The organism is Pseudochelatococcus sp. G4_1912, assembly GCF_047501465.1.
Lineage (GTDB): Bacteria > Pseudomonadota > Alphaproteobacteria > Rhizobiales > Beijerinckiaceae > Pseudochelatococcus.
This window is the reverse complement of sequence record NZ_JAZDRL010000001.1, coordinates 676141-699311: the sequence shown is the minus strand read 5'-3', so window position 1 is coordinate 699311 and position 23171 is coordinate 676141. Positions and strand designations below refer to the sequence as shown.

The following is a 23171-nucleotide window of genomic DNA, read 5'->3' as shown; positions in this document are numbered from 1 at the left end:
TGTCATATAAGCATTGAAAATGAACGGCTATTATGAAAAGCCGCATTTTTCTCTAATGGGGTATAACGATGTCCGGTCCATCCATGCAGGAGCGCAATGCTAATCAGACCAAGGTAAAGCCTCGCGTCTTCATCGATGGTGAAGCAGGCACAACCGGTCTTGGCATTCGCACGCGTTTGGATGAGCTTGGCCTTGTGGAAGTTCTCAGCATCGCGCCTGAAAAGCGGAAGGATGCTGATGCCCGGCGCGAACTTATGGCGCAAGCAGATCTGATTATACTCTGCTTGCCAGATGATGCCGCCCGGGATTCCGTTCGCCTTGCGGCATCGCTGGGTAAAGACGCTCCCCGTGTGCTGGATGCCAGTACCGCGCATCGTGTGAGTGATGGTTGGGCCTACGGCTTTCCAGAATTAGATAGCGCGCAAGCTGAGCTTATTGCCGGAGCGTCGCATGTTGCTAATCCGGGATGTTACGCCACAGGTGCTATTGCACTATTGAGGCCGCTGGTAACTGCAGGCCTGCTTCCGCAGGATTATCCGATCGCAATCAATGCAGTTAGCGGTTATTCAGGCGGTGGCCGCACCATGATTGAGGATTACGAAGCGGGCAATGCGCCAGCGTTCGAGCTCTATGGACTTGGCCTTACACATAAACATTTACCCGAAATCAAGGCATACGGGTTGATTAATCGGCAGCCCATCTTTGTGCCATCTGTCGGTAATTTCAGACAGGGCATGTTGGTCAGTATTCCGCTGTTTTTACAGGATTTGCCTGGAGCGCCTAAGGCCAAGGATCTGCATGCTGCTTTGGCTAATCATTATGGCGAGGGCGGATATGTATCGGTCGCGCCGCTAGACGATCCGCAAACCCCGGGTAGGATTGAGGCTTTGGCATTGAATAATACCAATGCGCTCGACATACATGTTTTTAGTAATGTGGAACAAGATCAGGCTGTTCTTGTGGCGCGCCTCGACAATCTCGGTAAGGGAGCGTCTGGAGCCGCGGTGCAAAATTTACGTTTGATGCTGAAAGTATAATTATAAATTATCTTGGTATTTCAAATATATCATGAAGCATAAAGCGCGTATGCGTATCAAAAAAACGCGCCTGCCTAATTTTAACCCAAGTCCGCCTTATTTTTGACATAAATTTCCGCATAATGAAATTATCAATCAGGTGGCATTATTTTTGTCACTCTTGTTGATAATAATTTTCTGCTGATTTTGTTTATAATTTTAGATAGGAATTGCTATGAGCAATGTAAGTTTTTCATCTCAGGTGTATGCTGTTTCATCTTCTGTCTCTAACGATAAGCTTGCAGACGTTAAATGGGCTAGCGCAGATTCAGCTGCTACCACCGTAACTTATCGGAATGCTTTCACTGCATTCTTTGGTCGCGCTGTTTCCTGGGTTTTTGATGGCGGTGCTAATAAGTCTCTCAAAGACCGATATGTAGCCGATATGATGGCGCGCACAAGTGTAACTGGTGCTGCAAGGGATGAATTTCTAAAAACTCTTTCCGGTCTTGTTGATGTGAACTCACGTAAGCCTTTGAGCGCGTATGTTGTTAAAATGGCTGAAGAGAAATTGGAGCGTTCTTGTACTCAGCTTAAAGAGCCTGTAGGAAACGTTAAAGCTCTTGTAGGGTATGCTGGCTTGAAATTTAAAGCTCCTGGTAGCTTGAGCATGGACCCGTATGTTCAGGAAATTAAAGATAAATCTAAATCTAAGGTCTCTCAAGATACGCTTAAGGTGATGGAAACTCTGAACGATGTTTGTAATGGGCCAGTCATCAATATTCAAAACTCTATATGTCAAGATAGCGCTAACTCTCATATATCTATCTTGAGCCTTGACGATAAAGAAACATTGGAAGAATTGGTGGGGAAGCTAGCTCCTCCTCCCAAGTCGCCAGCATCTCCAATTAAAAAAACACAAGAGACCGCTCCATTTTATTGGAGTGAAGTAACAATTTTAAATAATAGTGTGTAAGCGTATAACCTAAGCAAATGCGATGGCATTTGCTTAGGTTCTGTTTTTTATTGTCAGATAAGACAGTGCAATTGAGAAGGTTTCTTGATTGTTTTTCTATGATTTTACCCTTACATACTCCCCGGTGCATCCGTTATTGGTTTGAGTGGCCTTTAAGCTTGGATGGAGCCGCGGTGCAAAATTTACGTTTGATGCTGAAAGTGTAATTGTAAGTTATATTGGTATTTTAAATATATCGTGAAGCATAAAGCGTGTGTGTATCAAAAAGAATACCTGCCTAAACTTAGACCCGGGAGCGGCTTGTTTTTGACATAAATTCTCGCATAATAAAATTATCGATCAGGTGGCGTTATTTTCAACGCTCTTGTTGATGATAATTTTTTGCCCATTTTGTTTATAATTTTAGATAGGAATTGCTATGAGCAATGTAAGTTTTTCATCTCAAGTGCATGCTGCCTCATCTCTTGTCTCTAACGATAAGCTTGCAGACGTTAAATGGGCTGGCGCAGATTCAGCTGTTATCACCGTAACTTATCGGAATGCCTTCACTGCATTCTTTGGTCGTGCTGTTTCCTGGATTCTTGATGGCGGTCAAAATAAAGCACTAAAAGAGAATTATTTTACAGATATAAAAAATCGAGCTGAAGCTGCTGGTATTAAGTATAATCCAGATTTTTCGTTGTTTAATTCTTTATCGAGTCTTGTTGATGCAGGCAGCCGTAAACCATTAAGCGCGTATGTTGTTAAAAAGGTTGAAAAAGAGTTGGGTGAGGCTTTAGTTTCAGCTCAAAACAAGGCTTCTTGTGTTCAGGGAATTAAAGATAAAACTAAGGCCTTTCAAGAGGCACTTAAGGTCTCTCAAAAGGCGCTTAACGAGATTGAGAAAGACCTGAACGCTGGCTCTCAGGGATTGACAGGCACTAATCTAATGTCAGCCATTACTAAGCAAGATGATGAATGGAAAAATAGCATTAAATCTAAGTTGCCTATATTGACCCCTGAAGACAGAAAAAAATTGGAAGAATTTGTTGATCAGAAGATAAAAAAAGACCCCAATCCGTCAGCATCTCCAAGTAAGAAAAAGCCAGAGACGGCTATTAATTATTATTGGAAAGGCGTAAGGGATATTTTAAAATCATGATTGCATCAAATAATAGTATGTAAGCATATAAACGAAGCAAATGTTACCGCATTTGCTTCGTTTCGGTTTTTATTGTCAGATAAGACAGTGCAATTGAGAAGATTTCTTGATTGTTTTTCTATGATTTTACCCTTACATACTCTCCTGGTGCATCCGCTACTGGTTTGAGTGGCCCTTTGCTTGGATCACGCGCGGGTACACGTTCAGGGGCTTGCTGTTCTAGCCAGTTATACCAATCCGGCCACCAGGAACCGGGATGCTCAACTGCTTCAGCCATCCAGCCGGTTATGTCGCCATAAAGTGGCGCTTGCGATGTCCAGTACTGGTATTTTCCGCGGGCAGGCGGGTTTATCACGCCAGCAATATGTCCTGATCCGGAGAGGACAAAACGTACCGGCCCTCCCAGTAGCTGCGCGCCAAGAAATACAGATTCTGCCGGTGCAATGTGATCTTCTCGCGTTGCAAGTTCATAGACAGGAACTGTTATATTCTTGGGGTGCAGCTTGACACCGCCGATTGCCATCTCGCCGCGCGCGAACGTATTTTCCAGATAGAACTTCCGCAGGTAGTAAGAGTGATTAGCCTGGGTCATGCGCGTGGAATCGGAATTCCAGTGCAAAAGATCAAATGGAAAGGGTGATTGGCCCTTGAGATAAACATTGATCATATATGGCCAGATCAGATCATTCGGCCGAAGCGCATTAAAGGCACTGGCCATAACGATCCCATCGAGATAACCATTTGTGGCCATGCGATTTTCGATCTGGCTGATCTGTTCATCATCGATGAATACCTTGAGGTCTCCCGCCCGCGAGAAATCGACCTGCGCTGTAAGCATCGTTATGCTGTCGATGCGCTTGTCGCCATTTGCCGAGAGATAGGCTTGCGTCATTGCCAATAGGGTGCCGCCAACGCAATAGCCAGCAGCCGCGAGCGTTTTCTCTCCCGTGGCTTTTAACGCTACATCAATCGCCGTCAGAACGCCTTCCCGCATGTAAGCGTCAAAATCTTTCTCGGCGAGTGAAGCGTCGGGGTTTACCCACGAGATGCAGAAAAGTGTGGTGCCCTGATCCACAACCCACTTGATGAAGGATTTATCCGAAGTGAGATCAAGAATGTAATACTTATTGATCCACGGTGGCACTATCAGAAGGGGGCGTTTCAAAACGTCTTTGGTGGTTGGTGAGTATTGTATGAGCTCAAAAAGCTCGTTACGGAAAACAACCTTGCCAGGTGTTGTGGCAAGATGCACCCCGATTTCGTAGCTATCTGGAGGTGTTTGGCGGATTTTCAGCTCGCCATTTCCTGCTGCGATATCTTCTGCCAGCATTTGCATGCCGCGCACAAGATTAGCGCCATTCTCATTGATCGTTTCACGAAGCACTTCAGGATTGGTGGCCAGAAAATTGGTAGGTGAGAGCGCGCTTGAAATTTGCTTCACATAAAAGCGAGCTTTTTGCCGTGTGGCATCATCTAGATCTGCGCCATCAACCAGGTGGTCAGCCCAGTGGCTTGTGATCAGATAGACCTGCTTAAGAAAATCGTAGACCGGATGATCCTGCCAGTCATCCCCACGGAAGCGTTTGTCACCAGGCAGTGGCTGGGCAACAGGCGCAACTTCTTCGCCGTTCAGACGTTTGAATGTGCTGGTCCACAAATCGATGAAACCAGTAGCAAGGTTCATCTGCGCTTCAACAGCTTTTTGCGGGTTGGAGATCCAGTGCTCGGCCAGCTGTCCAAGCGTCTTGACCATATCGGAGACATCCCCTGGCCCCTTTGGCGGCGTACGTCCGCTTTCTATCGGCGCCAGAAAAGCGGCAGTTGCCTTCCCGGTCTCCTCGACGAGCTTGGCCATGTTGTGCGATAAAGCTTCAAAATCCGGAAGGGGAAAATCTGGCTCTGATTTGGCGTCGTTCTTCGACATACTCTTCGTTTCCTCGTGGAGACCGGGTCTGCGCGTTATTGAACAGGAAGCAAGGCATCTTGCCAGCCTTCTCCAATCAGGATTTAAAGGACTAAGCTTAATTGCCGTCCGTTGCGGTGACACTCATGCAACGCTGACAATCAAAGTTGCCGCTTTTGCCATGAAAGTCATCATCCATGTTGGGTATCCTACGCAAATCAACGTCAGTACCGACTTTTTTGTTTATTTTGTTAACCTGTGCGGGATGTGCAGGCAATAGTCCTGTTCGTGGTATTGCCGTTGCAACGGGATTTGCCGCAAAAGAAAACCCATCCGCCGATTTTGTCTCGCAATCGCGGGCAGAGGTGCTTGATTATAAACCCGTTGGCGTAAAGCCGCCTGATCGTGGTCATGCACCTCTAAGCAAAGACGAGCTTGAAAAGCTCAAGGGTAATCTGGACAAACGCCGCACAAGCAACGAAGCAGAAGCCGCGACAGCGCGTGCTCTTGGCAATACGCCAATGGCCCAACCACCTGTCATCCCACCGCTGGAATAGCCTTCAACGGCACTGTGCCGCAATAGCCATTCCGGGAGAGACAGGTTTGTGCAAGAAAACATTTCCTCGCATTGCGTGTCAGTGATAAACAATCTCTCTGGAGCTGCTTGCGTATGCTTTTATAGCGCACGGCTTACAAGGTGAGGGCTCGCAACCAGGCGGGTCGGCAACGCACTTAACCCCGGATCTGTACTCATGACCGAATTTCATCGTATCAAGCGCCTTCCTCCTTATGTGTTCGAGCAAGTTAATCGCGCCAAGGCGGCGGCTCGTGCGGCGGGTGCCGATATTGTTGATCTGGGCATGGGAAATCCCGATCTGCCTGCTCCGCCACACGTGATCGAGAAACTTGTCGATACGGTTGGCAAGCCGCGCACCGATCGCTATTCCGCTTCACGCGGGATTGCAGGTTTACGGCGTGCTCAGGCTGCCTATTACGATCGGCGCTTCGGCGTGAAGCTGAATCCCGATACACAAGTGATTGCAACGCTTGGCTCGAAGGAAGGCTTCGCTAACATGGCGCAAGCCATCACAGCACCTGGTGATGTGGTATTGGTGCCGAACCCCAGCTATCCAATCCATGCATTCGGCTTTTTGATGGCAGGCGGTGTGATCCGTTCTGTACCGGCCGAGCCGACGCCCGCTTTCTTCCCGGCGCTTGAAAAAGCCGTCGTTCACTCTATCCCGAAGCCGATTGCGCTCGTTGTTTGCTATCCGTCAAATCCTACAGCCTATGTTGCTTCGCTTGATTTCTATCGCGATCTGGTGGCATTCGCGAAAAAGCATGAGCTTATCCTGTTATCGGATCTGGCCTATGCGGAAGTGTTTTTTGATGGTGAACCGCCACCATCAGTGCTGCAGGTGCCGGGCGCTATCGATGTGACAGTCGAGTTCACCTCGATGTCGAAGACCTATTCGATGGCTGGATGGCGTATGGGCTTTGCGGTGGGTAACGAACGGTTACTTGCAGCGCTAGGCCGGGTGAAGTCCTATCTCGACTATGGTGCATTCACGCCTATTCAGGTTGCAGCAACGGCTGCTCTTAATGGGCCTGATGATTGCATCCATGAGATGCGCGCCGTCTACAAACAGCGCCGCGATGTGCTGATCGATTCGTTCAGCCGCGCAGGCTGGGATATTCCGGTTCCAAGCGCGTCGATGTTTGCATGGGTGAAAATTCCTGAGCCGTTCCGTGAGCTGGGCAGTCTGGAGTTCTCCAAACTATTGGTGGAAAAGGCTGAACTTGCCGTCGCTCCGGGTATCGGGTTTGGTGAGCATGGCGATGAATATGTTCGTATTGCCATGGTTGAAAACGAACAGCGCATTCGGCAGGCCGCCCGTAATTTACGGCGTTTCCTTGAAACAGCTGACAAAACGTTGCACAACGTTGTCCCATTGGCAGCGCACCGCTAAAGTGCGCATCACTCGCATCCGGTACTGATATGGCGCATGTTTTACGGGTCGGTATCGCCGGCCTCGGTACGGTCGGCTTATCTGTCGCTCGTCTTCTCGATCTGCAACGGAACGTGCTTACAGCGCGATGCGGTCGTTCGATTGTGGTCACTGCTGTTTCAGCGCGCGACCGAACGCGTGATCGTGGGATTGACCTTTCCGAAGTGGAGTGGTTTGAAGATCCTGTAACGCTTGCACAATCACCTGATATCGACATTTTTGTCGAACTGATCGGTGGTGATAATGGCCCGGCAAAAGAAGCTGTTGAAGCGGCGTTGCGCGCTGGCAAGTCGGTCGTAACGGCTAACAAGGCGCTCATCGCCCATCACGGACGTGCATTGGCGGTGCTCGCGGAAGAAATGAAGGTTCCGCTGCTTTTTGAAGCGTCAGTGGCGGGCGGGATTCCTGTCATCAAGACGGTGCGGGAAGGGCTTGCCGGTAACCGTATTTCGCGCATTTCGGGGATACTTAACGGTACATGCAACTACATCCTCACGCGGATGGAGAAGGAAGGCCTGTCGTTTGCCAAGTGCCTGAAGCAGGCGCAAACACTAGGGTATGCCGAGGCTGATCCGACATTTGATATCGGTGGCAATGATACGGCACATAAGCTGACCATTCTTGCAGCATTGGCCTTCGGCGTGGATGTTAATATCGATGCTGTTTATGTTGAAGGGATCTCAACGATTGATTCCTTTGATATCCGCATGGCCAAGAAACTTGGTTATCGCATCAAGCTTTTGGGTGTGGCGGAACGGTCAGAGTCAGGCATTGAACAGCGTGTTCATCCAACGATGGTTCCGGCTGATTCTCCAATTGCGCGTGTGATGGGTGTCACTAACGCCGTCAGCATTCATGCGGATGCTGTGGGCGAGCTTACGCTTGTCGGCCCCGGGGCGGGGGGGGATGCGACTGCCTCATCGGTTATTGCAGATATTGCCGATGTTGCACGTGGTCTCATGAGCCCGCCGTTTGGCAGTCCGGTCGCAACGCTGGGGCGTGCAATGCAGGAGCCAATGCAACGCCATGAAGGTGGTTATTATGTCCGCCTTACGGTGGCTGACACGCCAGGTGCTGCGGCATCCATCGTTACAAGTTTTGCCAACGCCGGCATCTCGCTTGAGAGTATCATCCAGAACCGGTCCGAGGATGCGGCCTTGCTTGATCCTACGGGACGGTCTGGTGCACCGGTGCCAGTGGTGGTTATAACCTATGCAACGACAGAACAAGCCATACGAACGGCGGTTGATAAGGTGATCGCCGAGGGGTATGTCGTCGAAAAGCCACAGGTTATCCGTATTGAGCGTGAATAGTGCCGCCTGAGTCTTTCACTCAAGCTGCATTGACGCGATCGCATCCCTCAGGAGTCTGATTTCCATGTCCAATGAAACCGAATTGAAGGCCAGCCATTACATCGACCGCATTCTTACGCTGGAACTCGTTCGCGTTACCGAGCGCGCTGCAGTTGCGGCCGCACGCTTGCGGGGCAGGGGTGATGAAAAAGGTGCAGATCAGGCAGCGGTTGATGCTATGCGCCGCGAATTGAACCGTCTCTCAATCGATGGCACGGTTGTCATCGGCGAAGGCGAGCGTGATGAAGCGCCGATGCTGTTCATTGGTGAGAAGGTCGGCAATAAAACGGGCCCTAAAGTTGATATCGCCGTTGATCCGCTGGAAGGCACGACGCTATGCGCTAAGGATATGCCAGGTTCTATCGCCGTTATGGCTATGGCGGAGGGCGGTTCTCTTCTGAATGCCCCTGACGTTTACATGGAAAAGATTGCCATTGGCCCAGGATATCCTTCAGGCCTCATCGATCTTGATGCCACGCCAGAGCAGAATATTGAAGCGTTGGCCAAGGCAAAGGGCGTGAAGCCATCTGAAATTACGGCCCTTGTGCTTGACCGTCCGCGCCATGCTGAAACCATTGCTGCTATTCGCCGCACAGGTGCATCTGTACGCCTTATAACGGATGGCGATGTTGCTGGCGTTATTTTCACTGCCATGGCGGGTGAAACCGGCGTTGATATTTACATGGGCACAGGTGGTGCGCCTGAGGGTGTGCTTGCTGCTGCTGCACTGCGCTGCGTAGGCGGGCAGATGCAAACCCGTCTCATCCTTGATACGCCCGAAAAGCGCGAACGCGCGAAGACAATGGGTGTTACTGATCCAAGCCGCAAATACTCGATTGAAGAACTTGCTGCGGGTGACGTGGTTGTATCTGCAACTGGCGTGACCGACGGGGCCCTGCTGTCTGGCGTGCGATTTGGTAAGGATGTGGTTGAAACCGAAACAATTGTCTATCGCTCTGCAACCGGCACTGTGCGCCGTATTCGCGGCGAGCACCGTGATCTGAGTAAATTTCATCTCGATTGATACTCACCTCGATTAATTTTCAGGCGCCGGCGTTGTTCATAAATGATGCCGGTCTGCCATAACGATATGTGCCGGACCAGTGCATCAGTCAGAATCTGCCGAACAGCGTCCTTTTCTGGGCGTCACTCAATCCATTCTTGGGCGCGCATGGCGGGATCGTTGTTCCGACCTGGAGCGAGCTTCAGCGCTTGCTATGGTGCAACTGCATGGCTTGCCTGATATTGTGGCTAGAGTGCTCGCGGCCAGGGGAGTTACTGTCGACAATGCACAAGCTTATCTGACGCCGCGCCTGCGGGATCTCATGCCGGATCCATCCGTTCTTGCTGACATGGACCGTGCAGCGGCCCGCATCGCCGAGGCAGTCATGCGGGGCGAAAAGGTCGCGGTTTTTGGTGATTATGATGTTGACGGTGCATGCTCTGCAGCGCTTCTTGGCAGCTATCTAGCGCGCACTGACACTCCTTTTATCGTGCGTATTCCAGACCGTATCGTGGACGGTTATGGCCCGAATGTTTCAGCAATCAGAGAGCTGCATGCAGCAGGTTGCAAGCTTCTTGTGACCGTTGATTGCGGGGTAGCCAGCTACGAGCCACTTGCGGAGGCGCGGAAACTAGGAATGGATGCTGTGGTGTTGGACCACCATCAAGCAGCCGCTGAGTTGCCGGAAGCAATCGCAATTGTTAACCCGAACCGTCAGGATGATCTTTCAGGATTAGGACATCTTTGTGCAGCGGGCGTCGTGTTCATGACACTGGTCGCCGTTCAGCGTGAATTGCGGAAGTGTGGTTTCTGGCACGGTGCGGGAAAAAGCACACAGAAAGAGCCTGACCTTCTCTCCGACCTTGATTTGGTCGGCCTCGCAACGGTTGCGGATGTTGTTCCTCTACAAGGCCTTAACCGGGCATTCGTGCAGCAGGGCCTTTCCATCATGCGTCAACGTCGACGTCCTGGTTTAACTGCGCTGATTGATGTATCGGGCCTGTCAGGGCCGCCAGAGGCGTGGCATCTCGGATTTTTGCTCGGCCCACGAATCAATGCGGGTGGTCGTATCGGCGATTCGGCTTTGGGCGCAACGTTATTGATGACAAATGATCCGGTGAATGCCGCACGCATTGCCTCCGAGCTCAATTCCCTGAACGCTGAGCGGCAAGCCGTTGAACGACTTGCGGTTGAAGAAGCAACAGCGATGGCTGAACTGGCGCTGCTAGAGAGCGAACCGGCGGTATTCGTGGTTGCGTCTCCGGATTGGCATCCGGGCGTGGTTGGGTTAGTGGCAGCGCGACTTAAAGAGCGCTTTAACCGCCCGGCATTTGCATTTGCGCTTGATGAAGCAGGAGGCGGCACTGGCTCTGGCCGCTCAATCCCCGGCGTGGATGTGGGGCGTGCTGTGCGTCGCGCCGTTGAAGAGGGCATTGCGGTTAAGGGTGGCGGACATGCCATGGCAGCAGGCGTGACGCTTGGTCCCAATGGCATTGCGGCATTTAGGGAGCGCCTGTCGACCCTTTTGGCTGAGGATGTTGATCGTTCCAGCATTGGTGAAGCCCTTGGCGTGGATGCTGCGCTGACTGCAGGTGGTGCAACGCCAGAGCTTGTCACGAGCATTACGCGTGCGGGTCCATATGGCTCTGGAAATCCGGAGCCAGTGTTTGCATTTGGCAATCACCTTCTAACGGATGCCACTATCGTTGGTGCAAACCATGTTCGCATCCGGCTGCGCGCAGGAGATGGCACTTCGGTTGGCGGCATGGTGTTTCGCGCCGCAGATCAGCCGCTTGGGCAGGCATTGCTTGGCATGAAAGGGCAGGCGGTTCATGCAGCTGGTACGTTGACGCTCGATACTTGGGGCGGACGTACGCAGGTAAGTTTGCGGCTACTCGATGTCTGCAGAGCTGACCCCATGCGTCAGACCATGCGCTAGAGGGAATTTCATCCTTTCCCAGTGAGCTGAAACGCTTAAGTTTGCGCATGTTGTAGAAAAATAAGTACAAGGATGTGGAAAACTTTTAAAGTTTAAAAACAAGCCTTGCGGGATCCGAATAACCATTCTATAGCTCTCATCACTTAACCGGAACCGGTTGAGGCGCCCATCGTCTAGCGGTCAGGACGTCGCCCTTTCACGGCGAAAACAGGGGTTCGATTCCCCTTGGGCGCACCATCATTTTTTGCTTGGTGCTAATGCATTGATAAGCAGAGATTTTCCCAAAAAATGATACGATGTTAAAAGCAGCAAGTGAATTAGCTCTCCTGTTCCTTTTCGATATTAACAACCGCTGTTGTGTTGCTTGTCTACGCAATCTCGCTTTAATGTCCTCATCACCTCAGGGCATATAAAAGTTAGCATTGCAGATGCAAGACCTTCAGCGTTCTTAATGTACCTGAGAGCATCATAGTGCTCTGGAGCTGCCTTAACGCATCCATGAAGCTTCGTCGCCAAGGTTGTGATACAGGTGGCTTTCAGACTGCGCTATGGCTTCCGCTGTCTCCGGGGTATCAGCAAGCCGCGCTTCAATATGACGCGCGGACATTGCAGGTTTATGGGGAGGCGAGCTACACGTTTGGTGTGCAGTCCATCACGGCTGAGCCGTTTGTCAACCTTGCGTATGTTGCGCATCGAGTGGATGGGATTGAAGAGCGTGACCTTGGTTTAGGCACAGGGCTTTATGGGCATACGTCGGATGCGAATACAGGTTTTTCGACGGCTGGTGTGCGTTTATCGCATACGGTTGAAGTTGGTAGCGTGGAAGGCCGGGTGCACGGCATGATTGGCTGGCGCTATGCCTTTGGAGACATCAGGCCGCGTGCTGCGTCGTGTCGGCGCAGACGGGTGCTTTCTCGATTATCGGAACGCCGCTAGCGCAGAATGCGCTGGTTCTTGGGTTGGGTGGCGACATCGGGATCGGCACGACAACGCGCCTTGGGGTTGCCTACAGCGGGCAAATAGCCAAAAACGCCCAGGACCACGGCGTCAAGGGATATATGACCGTCAACTTCTAGGGCGGTCCGGTTTATGGAGCAGCTTGCGTGCAATGTGATGATCAAATAAACGCAAGCTGAAAAAAACGCAGACAAACCACACAAAAATGTGGGCGACAGTAACTGCCAAGGATCAGGCTGTATTGATGGGCCTGTACCTGTATATCCGTTCGGATTCAGTGACTGACCGGATGCAATCGCCAGGAATGGTACGTGCTCGCTGACCCGCATGATGCAGCAGAGCATTTGCTATACGCATCCCTTCATGCCTGAACTCTTAAACTATGCCTGATTATCTCGCTGGTCATTCTGGGATGAGCTGTAAACTCGTACGTGACCGGCGTAAAAACCTTGCAAGTTTAGAATTGCGATGGTTTCAACCACGTCGCGCTGTTTCGATCGCAGCCACATCAATTTTTTTCATGGTCATCATGGCTTCAAATGCACGCTTAGCTTCGTTGCCACCTGCTGCCATGGCGTCAGTCAGCACGCGCGGTGTGATTTGCCACGAAATCCCCCACTTGTCTTTGCACCAGCCACATTCACTCTCCTGGCCGCCGTTGCCGACAATGGCATTCCAATAGCGGTCGGTTTCGTCCTGATTGTCAGTGGCGATCTGGAACGAGAAGGATTCGTTATGTTTGAATGCGGGGCCCCCATTAAGGCCGATACAAGGAATGCCCGCAACGGTGAATTCGACGGTCAACACGTCGCCTTCCTTGCCAGATGGATAGTCACTTGGTGCGCGGTTAATGGCACTCACCATGCTGTCGGGAAAGGTTTCGGAATAAAAGCGAGCTGCTGCCTCAGCCTCTTTGTCGTACCAGAGGCAAATCGTATTCTTTACCATGGCGTATTCCTTTCGCTTCATACGCTTTTTCTCAACCGCATTTAGGTTTGAATGTATGCCAGCAATTTCAAGTCTTGAATTCTTCAGATTGTTCCGCGGGTATGTTTTTGAATTATAGCACAAGCTTCTGAATAAACCTGCGTATCAAAGCAGCGGATAGTTTAGAGCTAGCTATGAACTTAAAGAGCGCTGGACTTTCTGCTCACCCAGAGCAGTTCATTTTTGTGAAATCATCAGAAAGAACCGGATCGCTTATTTTAGGCTTGACTTTGACACTTTTTCGCCCTATATGTTACTTGTTGAATTCCAACGCTTATATAATTTAAGATTATAAATTCATAGGTGTATCATGTCGGATATTTCTGTTGCAGCGAGAACGTGCGTTTCTTCAAATACTGAAAATACTGATCTGAGGTTGGCGAAATCGACATATGGTAAAGTAGCAGCCGTTGATGTAAAGAAATATAGCACTATCTTATCCGCTATTTTCGGGCGCGTATTCTCCTTTATATGGCATAATCACGCCAATAAGGAGCTTAAATCTCTTTATCTTGCTAATGTAAAAGAACGTGTATCAAATATTCCCGGAGGGGAAGACTTCCTTAGAGGGCTTGAAAAGGCCATAAATAAAAATTCAGGTACGCCCTTGCGTGGCAGTGTTGTTGCTGAAAGTGAAACTGTAATCCAAGAATTACTTTATAATGAAGATATAAGTAAGATATCAGACAGCCTTGGTGAAATATATAATATGACATACAAAAGCAATTAAGGGAGCGGAGATAAGTAAATTGTTGATGGCGTGTCTTAGTATGCTTTTACTGATTTCCCGAAAAACTTAATATTAAACTTGAGTAGGTTGCGCTGTCCTTAAAGGATAAGGAATGGCGCAACCTGTCCTAATTCTGTTTGATATTATATACGTCCTACGCCGCCACCGAGCATGCCGAGAAGATACAAGACTAGCAATATAATCAATAATGTTCCCAGCACACCACCAAGGCCGCGTCCGCCATAACGATTGTATCCATAATAACCGCCGCCGCCGCCAAGAATGAGGATAAGTAGTATAATCAGTATGATTGTACCCATGCTAATTCTCCTTAAATCAAGAGGTGTTTGCTATTTTTGTAGACTGGAATAGTCAGATGGATTTATGCTTACATTGTAGTGTGTATTAAAGATCTACCTTTGCATTATCACCAATATCTGGCTTTTCGCCTGTAATAGTTGCTGTAAGCATTTTTATTGTAGTGACAACTGCCCCTGGGCTATCCCAATATTCGGCTGCAGTTGGCGTAATTGTTAATATACGTATGGAAGGATCATCTGCATTATCCCACCATGTCTCAGCTGATGATGACCAGAGATATTTGATTTTTTGCCGATCGTTTGAAACCGAAGCAAAGCCTGATACAGAAACGTATTTTCTGTTTTCAGTATCAGCAAATGCCAAGCATACGCTTGGGGCTTGCTCTATCTCATCGTCTTTGTGATGTGTGACGTCAGTCAGGAAATAGAGCTTCTTGGCGATTATATCGATATGCGCAAACATTGGTCTGGATCGTAGCATATCGCCTTTTTGCGTTGTGAGCATGCAAATCCTGATGCTTTCCATCAGATCCCAAGCTTTTGCCTCATCTTCGGCATGATTTGGCATTGTGTCCTCCACTGTTTAGATTGAGTAATCGATCTCGTGGCCAAATAGTTCCTTATCTGCAACCAGTTTCAATCATTTAGCGGAAACGCACCTTTGTGGAAAATGCGCTGAGGGCTTCTGATCAATTGGCTTTACGAGCATGCTACTCTGTCAGGAGGTCAAGCCGGCAGCATTCATAAGCGCGCGAAATACAAGTGCCGCCACAGCAAGCGTAGCTACGCTGGCACACCAGATGATAGCCAGCCATCCAACCCGCCGCAGGAATGAGGTGCGCGGCTCTCCTACTTCTGGCATTAATGATATCCTTCACCGGGCTTAACTTTGCCGCGGAAAACATAATAGGACCAGGCAGTGTAGGCGAGGGTGCACGGGAGGATCAGGAGCGCACCAACCAGTGTGAAGCCCATCGATTGCGGCGGGGCGGCGGCATCCCAAATTGATATCGTCGTAGGGATGATATTTGGCCACAAGCTAATGGCCAGGCCACTATATCCCAGGAATAACAGAAACAGCGTTAGCATGAATGGGCCTGCCTGGCTGTTACGATTCAAGATGCGCAGCAGCAGTCCCGAAGCCAGTAGAACCAGCACGGGTACTGGTGCAAAGAACAAGAAGTTGGGTAATGCAAACCAACGCGCGTATACTTCAGGATGTGCCAATGGAGTCCACACGCTAACCGCGCCGATGAAGGCCAACAGGACAAAGGTAGCGGGTCTCGCCAGGTTGATCATTCGCGCTTGTAGCTCACCTTCGGTCTTCATGATCAACCATGTTGCACCTAGTAGAGCATAGGCAACCAAAAGACCGAAGCCTGTGAAAACACTAAAAGGTGTCAACCAGTCCAGCAAGCCGCCGGCGTAGGCATTATCGGCAACATTGAAGCCATTGATGAAGGCCCCCAGTGCCATTCCCTGGCAGAAAGTGGCAATATACGAGCCCCACGCAAAGGCCATATCCCAGAAAGGCTTGTGCGTTTCATCTGCCTTGAAGCGAAACTCGAAGGCCACACCCCGCCAGATCAAACCAGCGAGCATTAGCACAAGCGGGATATAAAGTGCGCTTAAGATGATCGCATATGCCATTGGAAACGCAGCAAAAAGAGCGGCGCCACCAAGCACCAGCCAAGTCTCGTTACCATCCCATACGGGCGCTACCGTGTTGACCATCGTATCGCGGTGAGCCCTGTTCCGCACAAAGGGAAACAGGATCCCAATCCCGAGATCGAAGCCGTCCATGATGACATACATCATGAGGCCAAAAGCGATGATTACCGCCCAAATAAGTGGAAGGTCTATTCCCATGATTGCAATCCTTCCTAAATGTTGGGCGTTGGATCAACGCTGTCAGGCGCAGCTGACAGAGGGCGTGCGGGGCGTTGTGACTGGCCTTCTTCTGCCGGATCGTGACTTATCGAGGGGCCACGTGCCACGAGCTTGAGCATGTAGCTGATGCCTATGCCAAACACGATGAAGTACATCACAATGAACAAAATCAGCGTAATAGAGAGCGCCATGGCCGAGTGGCCGGATACAGCATCTGCCGTGCGCATCACTCCGTAGACCACCCACGGTTGGCGTCCGATCTCCGTGGTGAACCACCCTGCCAGAATAGCTATCAGGCCAGAAGGCCCCATCCATATGGCAAATCGCAATAGGGGCTTTGATTGAAACAACGTGCCGCGCCACCGCGCCCAGGCGCCCCATACCCCTAGAAGCAACATCAGCAGGCCAAGCCCAACCATGACGCGGAAGCTCCAGAACACCACAGTGGAGTTCGGGCGGTCTTCTGGCGGAAATGATTTCAAACCCTGGATTTGGCCATCCCAACTATGAGTTAGAATAAGGCTGCCGAGCCTTGGCACTGCGATTTGGTATTTGGTGGTTTCTGTCGCCATATCGGGGATACCGAAAAGGATGAGCGGCATACCTTGGCCGGGTTCATTCTCCCAGTGTCCTTCCATGGCTGCAATCTTGGCAGGTTGGTGCTGCAATGTGTTCAGACCATGCTGATCGCCAATTGCAACCTGAATGGGAGCAGAAAAGAGCACCATCCAGAAAGCCATGGAAAGCATCGTGCGGATTGCTGGTGTGTCGCGGCCCTTCAGCAAATGCCATGCACCTGAAGCGCCAACAAATAATGCCGTGGAGAGGAAGGCTGCCACCGTCATATGCGCCAGGCGATAGGGGAATGAAGGGTTGAAGATGACCTCCAGCCAATCAACCGGCACGATGATACCATTAACGATTTCATATCCTTGCGGTGTTTGCATCCAGCTGTTGGAAGCAAGAATCCATGTTGCGGAAATCAGCGTGCCAAGCGCCACCATGATCGTGGCATAGAAATGCAGCCCTGGCCCCACCTTGTTCCAACCAAACAGCATCACCCCCAGAAAGCCCGCTTCAAGAAAGAATGCGGTCAATACTTCGTATGTTAACAATGGTCCGGTGACACCACCGGCAAAGGATGAAAAATAGCTCCAGTTGGTACCGAACTGATAGGCCATGACCAGCCCGGACACGACACCCATGGCAAAATTGACCGCAAAGATTGCGGACCAGAAGTGATAGAGGTCGCGATAGACGGTTTCCTTCTTCCAAAGCCACAGGCCTTCAATGACGGCCAGATAGCTCGCCAGCCCGATGGTGATGGCCGGGAAAATGATATGGAAAGAGACGGTAAATCCGAATTGCATGCGGGCCAGCTCAAGCGCTGTAAAACCGAACATGGCTGGCTCTCCTCAGCAGGTTCAACTGGCTCCGCCTCGAAAATTACTGAGCAGCGTCTAACCAGAATATGAAAGAATCTATCTGCAGATGTGATCATGTCTTACAGAAAGAAGCAATTGCACTTGGTGCCGCATGAAACAGTTAATGTGCACAATAAGAAAACTATTTAGAAGATGCATGAAATGCGAGTATTATTAATTCATTCCCTGGAAATGGTGATGGGGCAGTTTGAAGGAGAATACGGAAGTGTTTTTTGCATCCGATAATTGGGCTGGCGCCCATCCTAAAATTGCTGAGAGTCTCACAATACATGCTGCTGGCTTTGCTGCAGCCTATGGGGCAAGCGCGCTTGATAAGAAAGTTGAGCAACGTTTCAATGAATTATTTGAGCGTGAGGTTGCCGTGTTTTTTGTGGGCACCGGTACCGCAGCCAATTCATTGGCGCTAGCTAGTGTGAACCGCCCCGGTGGTGTTTCACTTTGCCACCGGGAGGCGCATGTTATTGAGGATGAGTGCGGGGCGCCGGAATACTTTACCGGTGGCGCGCGTTTGCATCCTGTTGATGGCAAGCTTGGGCGTATTGATCCAGATAAATTAACGCGTGAGCTCAATCGTTTCCATCCAGCGTTTATTCACGCAGGGCAGCCTATGGCTGTCACCATTACGCAGGCGACTGAAGTTGGGACGGTTTATGAACCGGGGCATATCGACGAAATCGCAGCTATTTGCCGCGCGCGCGGGTTGCCGCTCCATATGGATGGGGCACGGTTTTCCAATGCGTTGGTGTCGTTAGGGATATCGCCAGCTGATATGACGTGGCGTCGCGGTGTCGATATTGTTTCGTTCGGTGGCACGAAGAATGGATGCTGGTGCGCAGAGGCGCTGGTATTCATGGACCCCACACAAGCAAAGGATCTTCCCTATATCCGCAAACGGGCAGCGCAGCTTTTTTCCAAGACGCGATTTATTGCAGCGCAGTTTGATGCTTATCTTGAAAACAACCTCTGGCTTGAGTTGGCAACCCACGCTAACGCAATGGCGCAACGTTTGGCAGCGCGCATTCAAGGTTCAACAAAGATGCGACTTGCGTGGCAGCCCCAAACCAATGAAGTTTTTAGCATCATGCAAAAATCCGTCTATGATGCCCTTCAGGACAAAGGGGTCATCTTCTACGACTGGAATCCGCCACGTTCAGAGATGGATTATGTGGAAGAGGGCGAGGTATTCGCCCGCTTCGTCACGAGTTTCTCTACCACAGAAGATGAAGTGGACAGGCTTGCAGATATCATCAGCTGATATGGCCAGTTCTCGAAAACCCCATTGTGGCTTTGAGGTGCTTATGCCTTGGTGAAACGATACTCGGTCACCTGCTCATAATCATCTCCCGGGCGCACCACGGAATTGGGAAAGTGTGGCCGGTTGATTGCATCAGGGAAGTTCTGCGCTTCAAGGCAAAGGCCAGCACCAGCCCCATAAAGCACCCCGTCGAGGCCAGGTACTGGTACGTTCAGCTTGCCACCGTCATAAACCTGTAAACCATTCTCGGTGGTCCAGACATCCAGCATCAGATTGTTAACGTGCGAAGAAAACGACGCTGCATGAGCTAACGGTAAATCCTCAATGCCTGAGCATTCCAGCCTGTCGCGCCGCAGCACGAAGTTGATATCATAATGCACTGGCGCGCCCGTTTGAGCATCGGGGAAGCGGATGGTGCGATGCGCGCGGAAGTCGTTCGGTGTGCCGCAGACCGATCGAATTTCGCCAGTTGGAATAAGATCGGAATCTGTTGGCGTATAGAAATCAGCGTCAACACTGAGACGATGGCTAAAGATTGTCGCTTCACCATCGAGATTGAAATAGGAATGGTGGGCAAGATTGATGGGGGTGGGCTTGTCGCTATTTGCCGTTAGTTCAACGCGAAGCACACCGGGATCAAGCAGGCGATATATACAGGTGGCGTGAACAGTACCTGGAAACCCATTGTCGCCATGTGGTGAGGTAAGGGTGAGGGTGACGCTCGAGGAGTCATAAGCCGCCAGTTGCCATAGTTTGCGGCCAAAACCATTGCCGCCATGCAACGTGTGTCGATCGGCCTGATTACGTGTGAGCTCGTATGTATTTTTATCGATAGAGAAACGCCCATTAGCGATGCGATTAGCGACGCGCCCTGCAATTGCGCCCATATGCGGTGAATGCTCTCGATAGTCGGAAAGGCTATTTAAACCAAGCACCACCCTTTGGTAGCTTCCATCAGGCATCAGCACTTTCAAATCACGAATGACCGCACCCCAAGTGATGACGCTCGCTTCGATCCCTGAACCTGGGGCGCGAATAGTAATTTCATCAACGCGCTGACCATCAATCTCGCCAAACTGGCTGATACTCATTTGGGCTCCCTATCATCATTATGTCGCCTCGCTGAAGCGATGGCTTTTTTCCTTATAGGCACATTGGCCCCAAGGAGGGAAACAAGAATCATCACTCACCCCCTAAATAAGGGGTTGCAAAATCCGCGTCTCTTGGCGGCCGAAAACTTTGTTAGTGATCTCATAAACTGATGATATATCGATGCACTGCAACCTATTAGTCGGCTATCTGTGTGCAGGCAGGCGTGGGGGCTTGAAGGGCATTGTTAGTCGGAGTAGAGAGTTAACCATCTTTTCAGATAAAGAGTCGTTCATGAGAGAGATTGAGCTTCTAATTTCCCGTCACGCTGGCGGATAGCAGCTCTCTCTTATGTATCGTGTTGATGCATTTCCCATTGATGCCGTTATTGCACCGATTGGAAATCTTCTGGATGAGGTATGGGTTGAACATGCTTGCAGTGAAACCAAAGCATTTGCGCCGCAGTCTGCCGGTTCTGATTGTGGCATTGGTGGTGATGGCCGTTGCGGGATGCGCATCACCACGTCAGAAAACCAGTAAGCGTGGCATCGGTAAACCACCACCAGAGCAGGCATCAATTGTTTATCGTCAGCCGCGTACCACGCCTCTGATCACGCCAGAAAGCGATCCTTTCGCCGCTCACTAAGCCGCTTATCGTTCATTACCAGGTGCCGATATTGGGCAGACTGCTCCATGGTTCCTGGGGAGGCAGGGCTTCGCCCTCCTGAAGGATTTCGATGGATATGCCGTCTGGTGAACGTATAAAGGCCATGTGACCATCACGTGGGGGGCGGTTGATAGTAACGCCTGCCTTCGCCAATCGCTCGCAAAATGCGTATATGTTTTCTACACGATAAGCCAAATGGCCAAAGTTTCGGCCACCTGTATAGGCTTCATCATCCCAGTTCCAGGTGAGTTCGAGTTCTGGTGCGCGTCTTTCGCGAACGGAATCGACATCCGCAGGTGCGGCCAGGAACACAAGCGTATAACGGCCAAACTCATTCTCGGTGCGGCGGGTTTCGACAAGGCCGAGCTTGTGGACGTAAAAATCCAGCGCAGCATCGAGATTGCGTACGCGGACCATGGTGTGAACGTAGCGCATGCGCTTGTTCCTTCATTAATGGATTTGAACACTTGATATATGGGTGCGCATCCCGCGATCTTCTCGCGCTGCGATGCCCTGTTTGTCTGGAGCATTTCGCAATTCGTTGAATCGCGCAAGATGCTCTGGCATATCAAGTTGATGCGTTTTCGACCTAAAAAGTGGTGCCCGTTTTTTCTGAATACGCTATAGGCCATCGGGTCCGGTGCATTATGCTAAACACCAGCGGGAGTTGATGGTGCAAGTTATGAATAATAGTCATGATGCAGAGGCAAACAGGCGTAAGGAAAAGGTGGCGCTGGTTTCCATCCTTGTCAGTGCGCTGTTGACGATCGCCAAGGCTATCGCAGGATTTTCGACTGGATCGCTGGCGCTGCTGTCTGATGCCGCCAATAGTTTGCTTGATGTTGGAGCAACCACGCTAACGTGGCTTGCGGTGCGGGAGGCGCATAAGCCTGCTGACGATCAACATCATTATGGACATGGCAAATTTGAGTCGATGTCAGCTTTAGCCGAGACGGCGTTTTTGTTTTTGCTCTCGGGCGTTGTTGCATTTGAGGGTATTCGTCGTTTGTCCAGTGGTGCGCATTATGTGGAGCCTAGCTGGACGGCTGGCGGCATACTTGCCGTTGCCATTGCGGTCGATGCCTGGCGGTGGTGGACGTTGAAAAAAGTTGCTCGCGAAACTAACAGTGAAGCACTTGAGGCAGATGCGCTTCATTTCTCGACCGATCTTATAAATTCGATCTTCGTGCTGATCGCGCTTGGGCTTGCAGCACTTGGTTATCAAGCTGCGGATGCACTCATCGCGATTGGCGTCTCTGTTTATATTGCATTTGCGGGCTTTGGTTTAGCACGACGCACCATTGCAAATCTGCTCGATACAGCGCCAAAAGGGCTGGCCGAGCGTGTACAAGCGGTGGCAGACAGTGTGCCAGGTGTGGCAAGTGTTGGCCGAGTGCGCGTGCGCCCTGCTGGCTCGATCGTCATGGGGGAGGTGGAGGTTGATGTCTCGCGGACCTTGCCACTGGAACGGGTATCGGCAATCCGTGATCGTGTGGCGCAGGCTATAGCGTTGGATCTCCCGCGTTCGGAGTTTACCGTTACAGCAAGTCCAGTGCAGCTCGACTCCGAGACGATACAGGAGCGCATTAATCTTATTGCCCATAAAAATCATCTGCCAGTACATCATGTGACGGTGCAGAACGTGAATGGGCGTCTGTCTATTAGTCTTGATCTTGAAATTGATGGCCGTACAAAATTGGGGCATGCCCATATAGCAGCTACGCGTCTTGAGGATGCATTGCGGGAAGAATTTGGTTCTGACACAGAAGTGGAAACCCATATCGAGCCTTTAGAGATTGACCCGCTGGTTGGGCAGGATGCATCTGATGATATCTTGTCGTTGGTAAAAGCAGCATTGAGTGTCTGGGCTGCGGATACGCACGATATCCACGACATTCATCAGGTGCGCGTACGAGAAACCTCATGCGGCTACGTTGTGAACTATCATTGCCGCGCTGATCCATTATTGGATATTGCGCATGTTCACGCAGAGGTTGATGCGTTGGAGCGTCTCTTGCGCCAGGAAATCCCTCATATCGCTCGGGTGGTTGGGCATGCCGAACCCGCACGTCTTGAAGCTTAAGGATCAAGGAGTTGCTATAATTTGGCACTCTCATGCCCAATTCAGGTTAGAACCAGGACATCGCCATACAATCAATGGTTGCATTTTTTGCTTTCACCCAAAATATAATAATCCGATAGGTAACTCATGGGCGTTTTTTTTATTATCGAGTTTGGGCTTTAACCTAAAATTGATTTTAATGTTTATTCAAAATGACTTATAAATCAATATGTTATTGATTTTGCTGAATGGCTAAGCAATACTTCATATCTTAAGGTCGATATAACAGCACTTGACTTCGTCGTAACATAGAGTTGGAATAACCAGGCACAACTTAAACGTTATAATAAGTTTGCTCCTTATATCACTCATAATGTCATTTGCAGATATAGTAGGATCATCTGCGGTTTACATTCTCTGTAAGCCATTA

23 protein-coding genes and 1 tRNA gene are annotated in these 23171 nt (G+C 50.3%); 15 read left to right on the top strand and 9 right to left on the bottom strand.

What is annotated here, in order from left to right; translation table 11 throughout:
* Nucleotides 1–68: 68 nt before the first annotated feature.
* The 3 genes from argC to VRZ32_RS03290 all read left to right on the top strand — a co-directional run bounded on the left by argC (nt 69) and on the right by VRZ32_RS03290 (nt 3133).
* Nucleotides 69–1037: an N-acetyl-gamma-glutamyl-phosphate reductase gene (argC, locus tag VRZ32_RS03300; RefSeq protein WP_414524157.1), complete on the top strand. Its 969-nt coding sequence runs from the start codon at nt 69–71 to the stop codon at nt 1035–1037.
* A 214-nt stretch (nt 1038–1251) separates the two neighbouring features.
* On the top strand, nt 1252–1992 hold the full coding sequence (locus tag VRZ32_RS03295) for a hypothetical protein (protein ID WP_414524155.1): 741 nt from the start codon (nt 1252–1254) through the stop codon (nt 1990–1992).
* A 418-nt stretch (nt 1993–2410) separates the two neighbouring features.
* The gene (locus tag VRZ32_RS03290) at nt 2411–3133 is read left to right on the top strand and encodes a hypothetical protein (RefSeq protein WP_414524153.1); all 723 of its coding nucleotides are present in this window, start codon (nt 2411–2413) and stop codon (nt 3131–3133) included.
* Between the two features lie 118 nt (nt 3134–3251).
* On the opposite strand, the gene VRZ32_RS03285 is transcribed toward VRZ32_RS03290, so the two are convergent.
* Nucleotides 3252–5057, bottom strand: a complete 1806-nt coding sequence (locus VRZ32_RS03285) for a PHA/PHB synthase family protein (protein WP_414524151.1) — start codon at nt 5055–5057, stop codon at nt 3252–3254.
* Nucleotides 5058–5233: 176 nt separating this feature from the next.
* Between VRZ32_RS03285 and VRZ32_RS03280 the strand changes: the two genes are divergently transcribed.
* The 8 genes from VRZ32_RS03280 (at nt 5234) to VRZ32_RS03245 (ending at nt 12415) form a co-directional block, all read left to right on the top strand.
* The gene (locus VRZ32_RS03280) at nt 5234–5593 is read left to right on the top strand and encodes a hypothetical protein (RefSeq protein WP_414524149.1); all 360 of its coding nucleotides are present in this window, start codon (nt 5234–5236) and stop codon (nt 5591–5593) included.
* 195 nt (nt 5594–5788) lie between these two features.
* The gene (locus VRZ32_RS03275) at nt 5789–7006 is read left to right on the top strand and encodes an LL-diaminopimelate aminotransferase (protein WP_414524147.1); all 1218 of its coding nucleotides are present in this window, start codon (nt 5789–5791) and stop codon (nt 7004–7006) included.
* A gap of 29 nt (nt 7007–7035) precedes the next feature.
* Nucleotides 7036–8358, top strand: coding sequence for a homoserine dehydrogenase (locus tag VRZ32_RS03270; protein ID WP_414524145.1), 1323 nt, complete (start codon nt 7036–7038; stop codon nt 8356–8358).
* Nucleotides 8359–8422: 64 nt separating this feature from the next.
* The gene (glpX, locus tag VRZ32_RS03265; protein ID WP_414524143.1) at nt 8423–9421 is read left to right on the top strand and encodes a class II fructose-bisphosphatase; all 999 of its coding nucleotides are present in this window, start codon (nt 8423–8425) and stop codon (nt 9419–9421) included.
* Nucleotides 9422–9614: 193 nt separating this feature from the next.
* Nucleotides 9615–11339, top strand: coding sequence for a single-stranded-DNA-specific exonuclease RecJ (gene recJ / locus VRZ32_RS03260; protein ID WP_414525020.1), 1725 nt, complete (start codon nt 9615–9617; stop codon nt 11337–11339).
* 162 nt (nt 11340–11501) lie between these two features.
* Nucleotides 11502–11576: transfer RNA gene (locus VRZ32_RS03255), tRNA-Glu, on the top strand.
* A gap of 261 nt (nt 11577–11837) precedes the next feature.
* Complete coding sequence (locus tag VRZ32_RS03250; protein WP_414524141.1) at nt 11838–12275, top strand: autotransporter outer membrane beta-barrel domain-containing protein; 438 nt, start codon at nt 11838–11840, stop codon at nt 12273–12275.
* Nucleotides 12230–12415: a hypothetical protein gene (locus VRZ32_RS03245; protein WP_414524139.1), complete on the top strand. Its 186-nt coding sequence runs from the start codon at nt 12230–12232 to the stop codon at nt 12413–12415. The genes VRZ32_RS03250 and VRZ32_RS03245 overlap by 46 nt, the downstream gene beginning before the upstream one ends.
* A 355-nt stretch (nt 12416–12770) precedes the next feature.
* On the opposite strand, the gene VRZ32_RS03240 is transcribed toward VRZ32_RS03245, so the two are convergent.
* Complete coding sequence (locus VRZ32_RS03240) at nt 12771–13244, bottom strand: VOC family protein (protein WP_414525019.1); 474 nt, start codon at nt 13242–13244, stop codon at nt 12771–12773.
* A 349-nt stretch (nt 13245–13593) separates the two neighbouring features.
* Between VRZ32_RS03240 and VRZ32_RS03235 the strand changes: the two genes are divergently transcribed.
* A complete protein-coding gene (locus tag VRZ32_RS03235) occupies nt 13594–14013 on the top strand; it encodes a hypothetical protein (RefSeq protein WP_414524137.1) in 420 nt (139 codons plus the stop codon).
* Nucleotides 14014–14156: 143 nt separating this feature from the next.
* Here the strand turns inward: VRZ32_RS03235 and VRZ32_RS03230 are convergent, their stop codons facing one another.
* From VRZ32_RS03230 to VRZ32_RS03210, 5 genes are all read right to left on the bottom strand, one after another.
* The gene (locus tag VRZ32_RS03230; RefSeq protein WP_414524135.1) at nt 14157–14333 is read right to left on the bottom strand and encodes a DUF3309 family protein; all 177 of its coding nucleotides are present in this window, start codon (nt 14331–14333) and stop codon (nt 14157–14159) included.
* An 85-nt stretch (nt 14334–14418) separates the two neighbouring features.
* Nucleotides 14419–14901: a pyridoxamine 5'-phosphate oxidase family protein gene (locus VRZ32_RS03225; protein WP_414524133.1), complete on the bottom strand. Its 483-nt coding sequence runs from the start codon at nt 14899–14901 to the stop codon at nt 14419–14421.
* 150 nt (nt 14902–15051) lie between these two features.
* Nucleotides 15052–15195: a DUF2474 domain-containing protein gene (locus VRZ32_RS03220; protein ID WP_414524131.1), complete on the bottom strand. Its 144-nt coding sequence runs from the start codon at nt 15193–15195 to the stop codon at nt 15052–15054.
* Nucleotides 15195–16202: a cytochrome d ubiquinol oxidase subunit II gene (gene cydB, locus VRZ32_RS03215; protein WP_414524127.1), complete on the bottom strand. Its 1008-nt coding sequence runs from the start codon at nt 16200–16202 to the stop codon at nt 15195–15197. Before cydB ends, VRZ32_RS03220 begins: the two co-directional genes overlap by 1 nt.
* 14 nt (nt 16203–16216) lie before the next feature.
* A complete protein-coding gene (locus VRZ32_RS03210) occupies nt 16217–17626 on the bottom strand; it encodes a cytochrome ubiquinol oxidase subunit I (RefSeq protein WP_414524122.1) in 1410 nt (469 codons plus the stop codon).
* 247 nt (nt 17627–17873) lie between these two features.
* Between VRZ32_RS03210 and VRZ32_RS03205 the strand changes: the two genes are divergently transcribed.
* Nucleotides 17874–18923, top strand: a complete 1050-nt coding sequence (locus tag VRZ32_RS03205; RefSeq protein WP_414524120.1) for a threonine aldolase family protein — start codon at nt 17874–17876, stop codon at nt 18921–18923.
* Between the two features lie 41 nt (nt 18924–18964).
* Here VRZ32_RS03205 and VRZ32_RS03200 read toward each other — a convergent pair whose 3' ends face one another.
* Nucleotides 18965–20014: an aldose epimerase family protein gene (locus VRZ32_RS03200; RefSeq protein WP_414524118.1), complete on the bottom strand. Its 1050-nt coding sequence runs from the start codon at nt 20012–20014 to the stop codon at nt 18965–18967.
* Between the two features lie 422 nt (nt 20015–20436).
* On the opposite strand from VRZ32_RS03200, the gene VRZ32_RS03195 reads away from it, so the two are divergent.
* Complete coding sequence (locus VRZ32_RS03195; RefSeq protein WP_414524116.1) at nt 20437–20658, top strand: hypothetical protein; 222 nt, start codon at nt 20437–20439, stop codon at nt 20656–20658.
* A gap of 15 nt (nt 20659–20673) precedes the next feature.
* Here VRZ32_RS03195 and VRZ32_RS03190 read toward each other — a convergent pair whose 3' ends face one another.
* Nucleotides 20674–21114 carry a VOC family protein gene (locus VRZ32_RS03190; RefSeq protein ID WP_414524114.1) on the bottom strand — a complete coding sequence of 147 codons (441 nt, stop codon included), beginning with the start codon at nt 21112–21114 and terminating at the stop codon, nt 20674–20676.
* A gap of 247 nt (nt 21115–21361) precedes the next feature.
* On the opposite strand from VRZ32_RS03190, the gene VRZ32_RS03185 reads away from it, so the two are divergent.
* Nucleotides 21362–22762, top strand: coding sequence for a cation diffusion facilitator family transporter (locus tag VRZ32_RS03185; RefSeq protein ID WP_414524111.1), 1401 nt, complete (start codon nt 21362–21364; stop codon nt 22760–22762).
* The last annotated feature ends 409 nt before the right edge of the window (nt 22763–23171 follow it).

Coding starts and splice junctions, on each gene's coding strand:
- argC (WP_414524157.1), top strand. CDS start 69: ATGTCCGGTCCATCCATGCAGGAGCGCAATGCTAATCAGACCAAGGTA.
- VRZ32_RS03295 (WP_414524155.1), top strand. CDS start 1,252: ATGAGCAATGTAAGTTTTTCATCTCAGGTGTATGCTGTTTCATCTTCT.
- VRZ32_RS03290 (WP_414524153.1), top strand. CDS start 2,411: ATGAGCAATGTAAGTTTTTCATCTCAAGTGCATGCTGCCTCATCTCTT.
- VRZ32_RS03285 (WP_414524151.1), bottom strand. CDS start 5,057: ATGTCGAAGAACGACGCCAAATCAGAGCCAGATTTTCCCCTTCCGGAT.
- VRZ32_RS03280 (WP_414524149.1), top strand. CDS start 5,234: ATGTTGGGTATCCTACGCAAATCAACGTCAGTACCGACTTTTTTGTTT.
- VRZ32_RS03275 (WP_414524147.1), top strand. CDS start 5,789: ATGACCGAATTTCATCGTATCAAGCGCCTTCCTCCTTATGTGTTCGAG.
- VRZ32_RS03270 (WP_414524145.1), top strand. CDS start 7,036: ATGGCGCATGTTTTACGGGTCGGTATCGCCGGCCTCGGTACGGTCGGC.
- glpX (WP_414524143.1), top strand. CDS start 8,423: ATGTCCAATGAAACCGAATTGAAGGCCAGCCATTACATCGACCGCATT.
- recJ (WP_414525020.1), top strand. CDS start 9,615: ATGGTGCAACTGCATGGCTTGCCTGATATTGTGGCTAGAGTGCTCGCG.
- VRZ32_RS03250 (WP_414524141.1), top strand. CDS start 11,838: ATGAAGCTTCGTCGCCAAGGTTGTGATACAGGTGGCTTTCAGACTGCG.
- VRZ32_RS03240 (WP_414525019.1), bottom strand. CDS start 13,244: ATGGTAAAGAATACGATTTGCCTCTGGTACGACAAAGAGGCTGAGGCA.
- VRZ32_RS03235 (WP_414524137.1), top strand. CDS start 13,594: ATGTCGGATATTTCTGTTGCAGCGAGAACGTGCGTTTCTTCAAATACT.
- VRZ32_RS03230 (WP_414524135.1), bottom strand. CDS start 14,333: ATGGGTACAATCATACTGATTATACTACTTATCCTCATTCTTGGCGGC.
- VRZ32_RS03225 (WP_414524133.1), bottom strand. CDS start 14,901: ATGCCAAATCATGCCGAAGATGAGGCAAAAGCTTGGGATCTGATGGAA.
- VRZ32_RS03220 (WP_414524131.1), bottom strand. CDS start 15,195: ATGCCAGAAGTAGGAGAGCCGCGCACCTCATTCCTGCGGCGGGTTGGA.
- cydB (WP_414524127.1), bottom strand. CDS start 16,202: ATGGGAATAGACCTTCCACTTATTTGGGCGGTAATCATCGCTTTTGGC.
- VRZ32_RS03210 (WP_414524122.1), bottom strand. CDS start 17,626: ATGTTCGGTTTTACAGCGCTTGAGCTGGCCCGCATGCAATTCGGATTT.
- VRZ32_RS03200 (WP_414524118.1), bottom strand. CDS start 20,014: ATGAGTATCAGCCAGTTTGGCGAGATTGATGGTCAGCGCGTTGATGAA.
- VRZ32_RS03190 (WP_414524114.1), bottom strand. CDS start 21,114: ATGCGCTACGTTCACACCATGGTCCGCGTACGCAATCTCGATGCTGCG.
- VRZ32_RS03185 (WP_414524111.1), top strand. CDS start 21,362: ATGAATAATAGTCATGATGCAGAGGCAAACAGGCGTAAGGAAAAGGTG.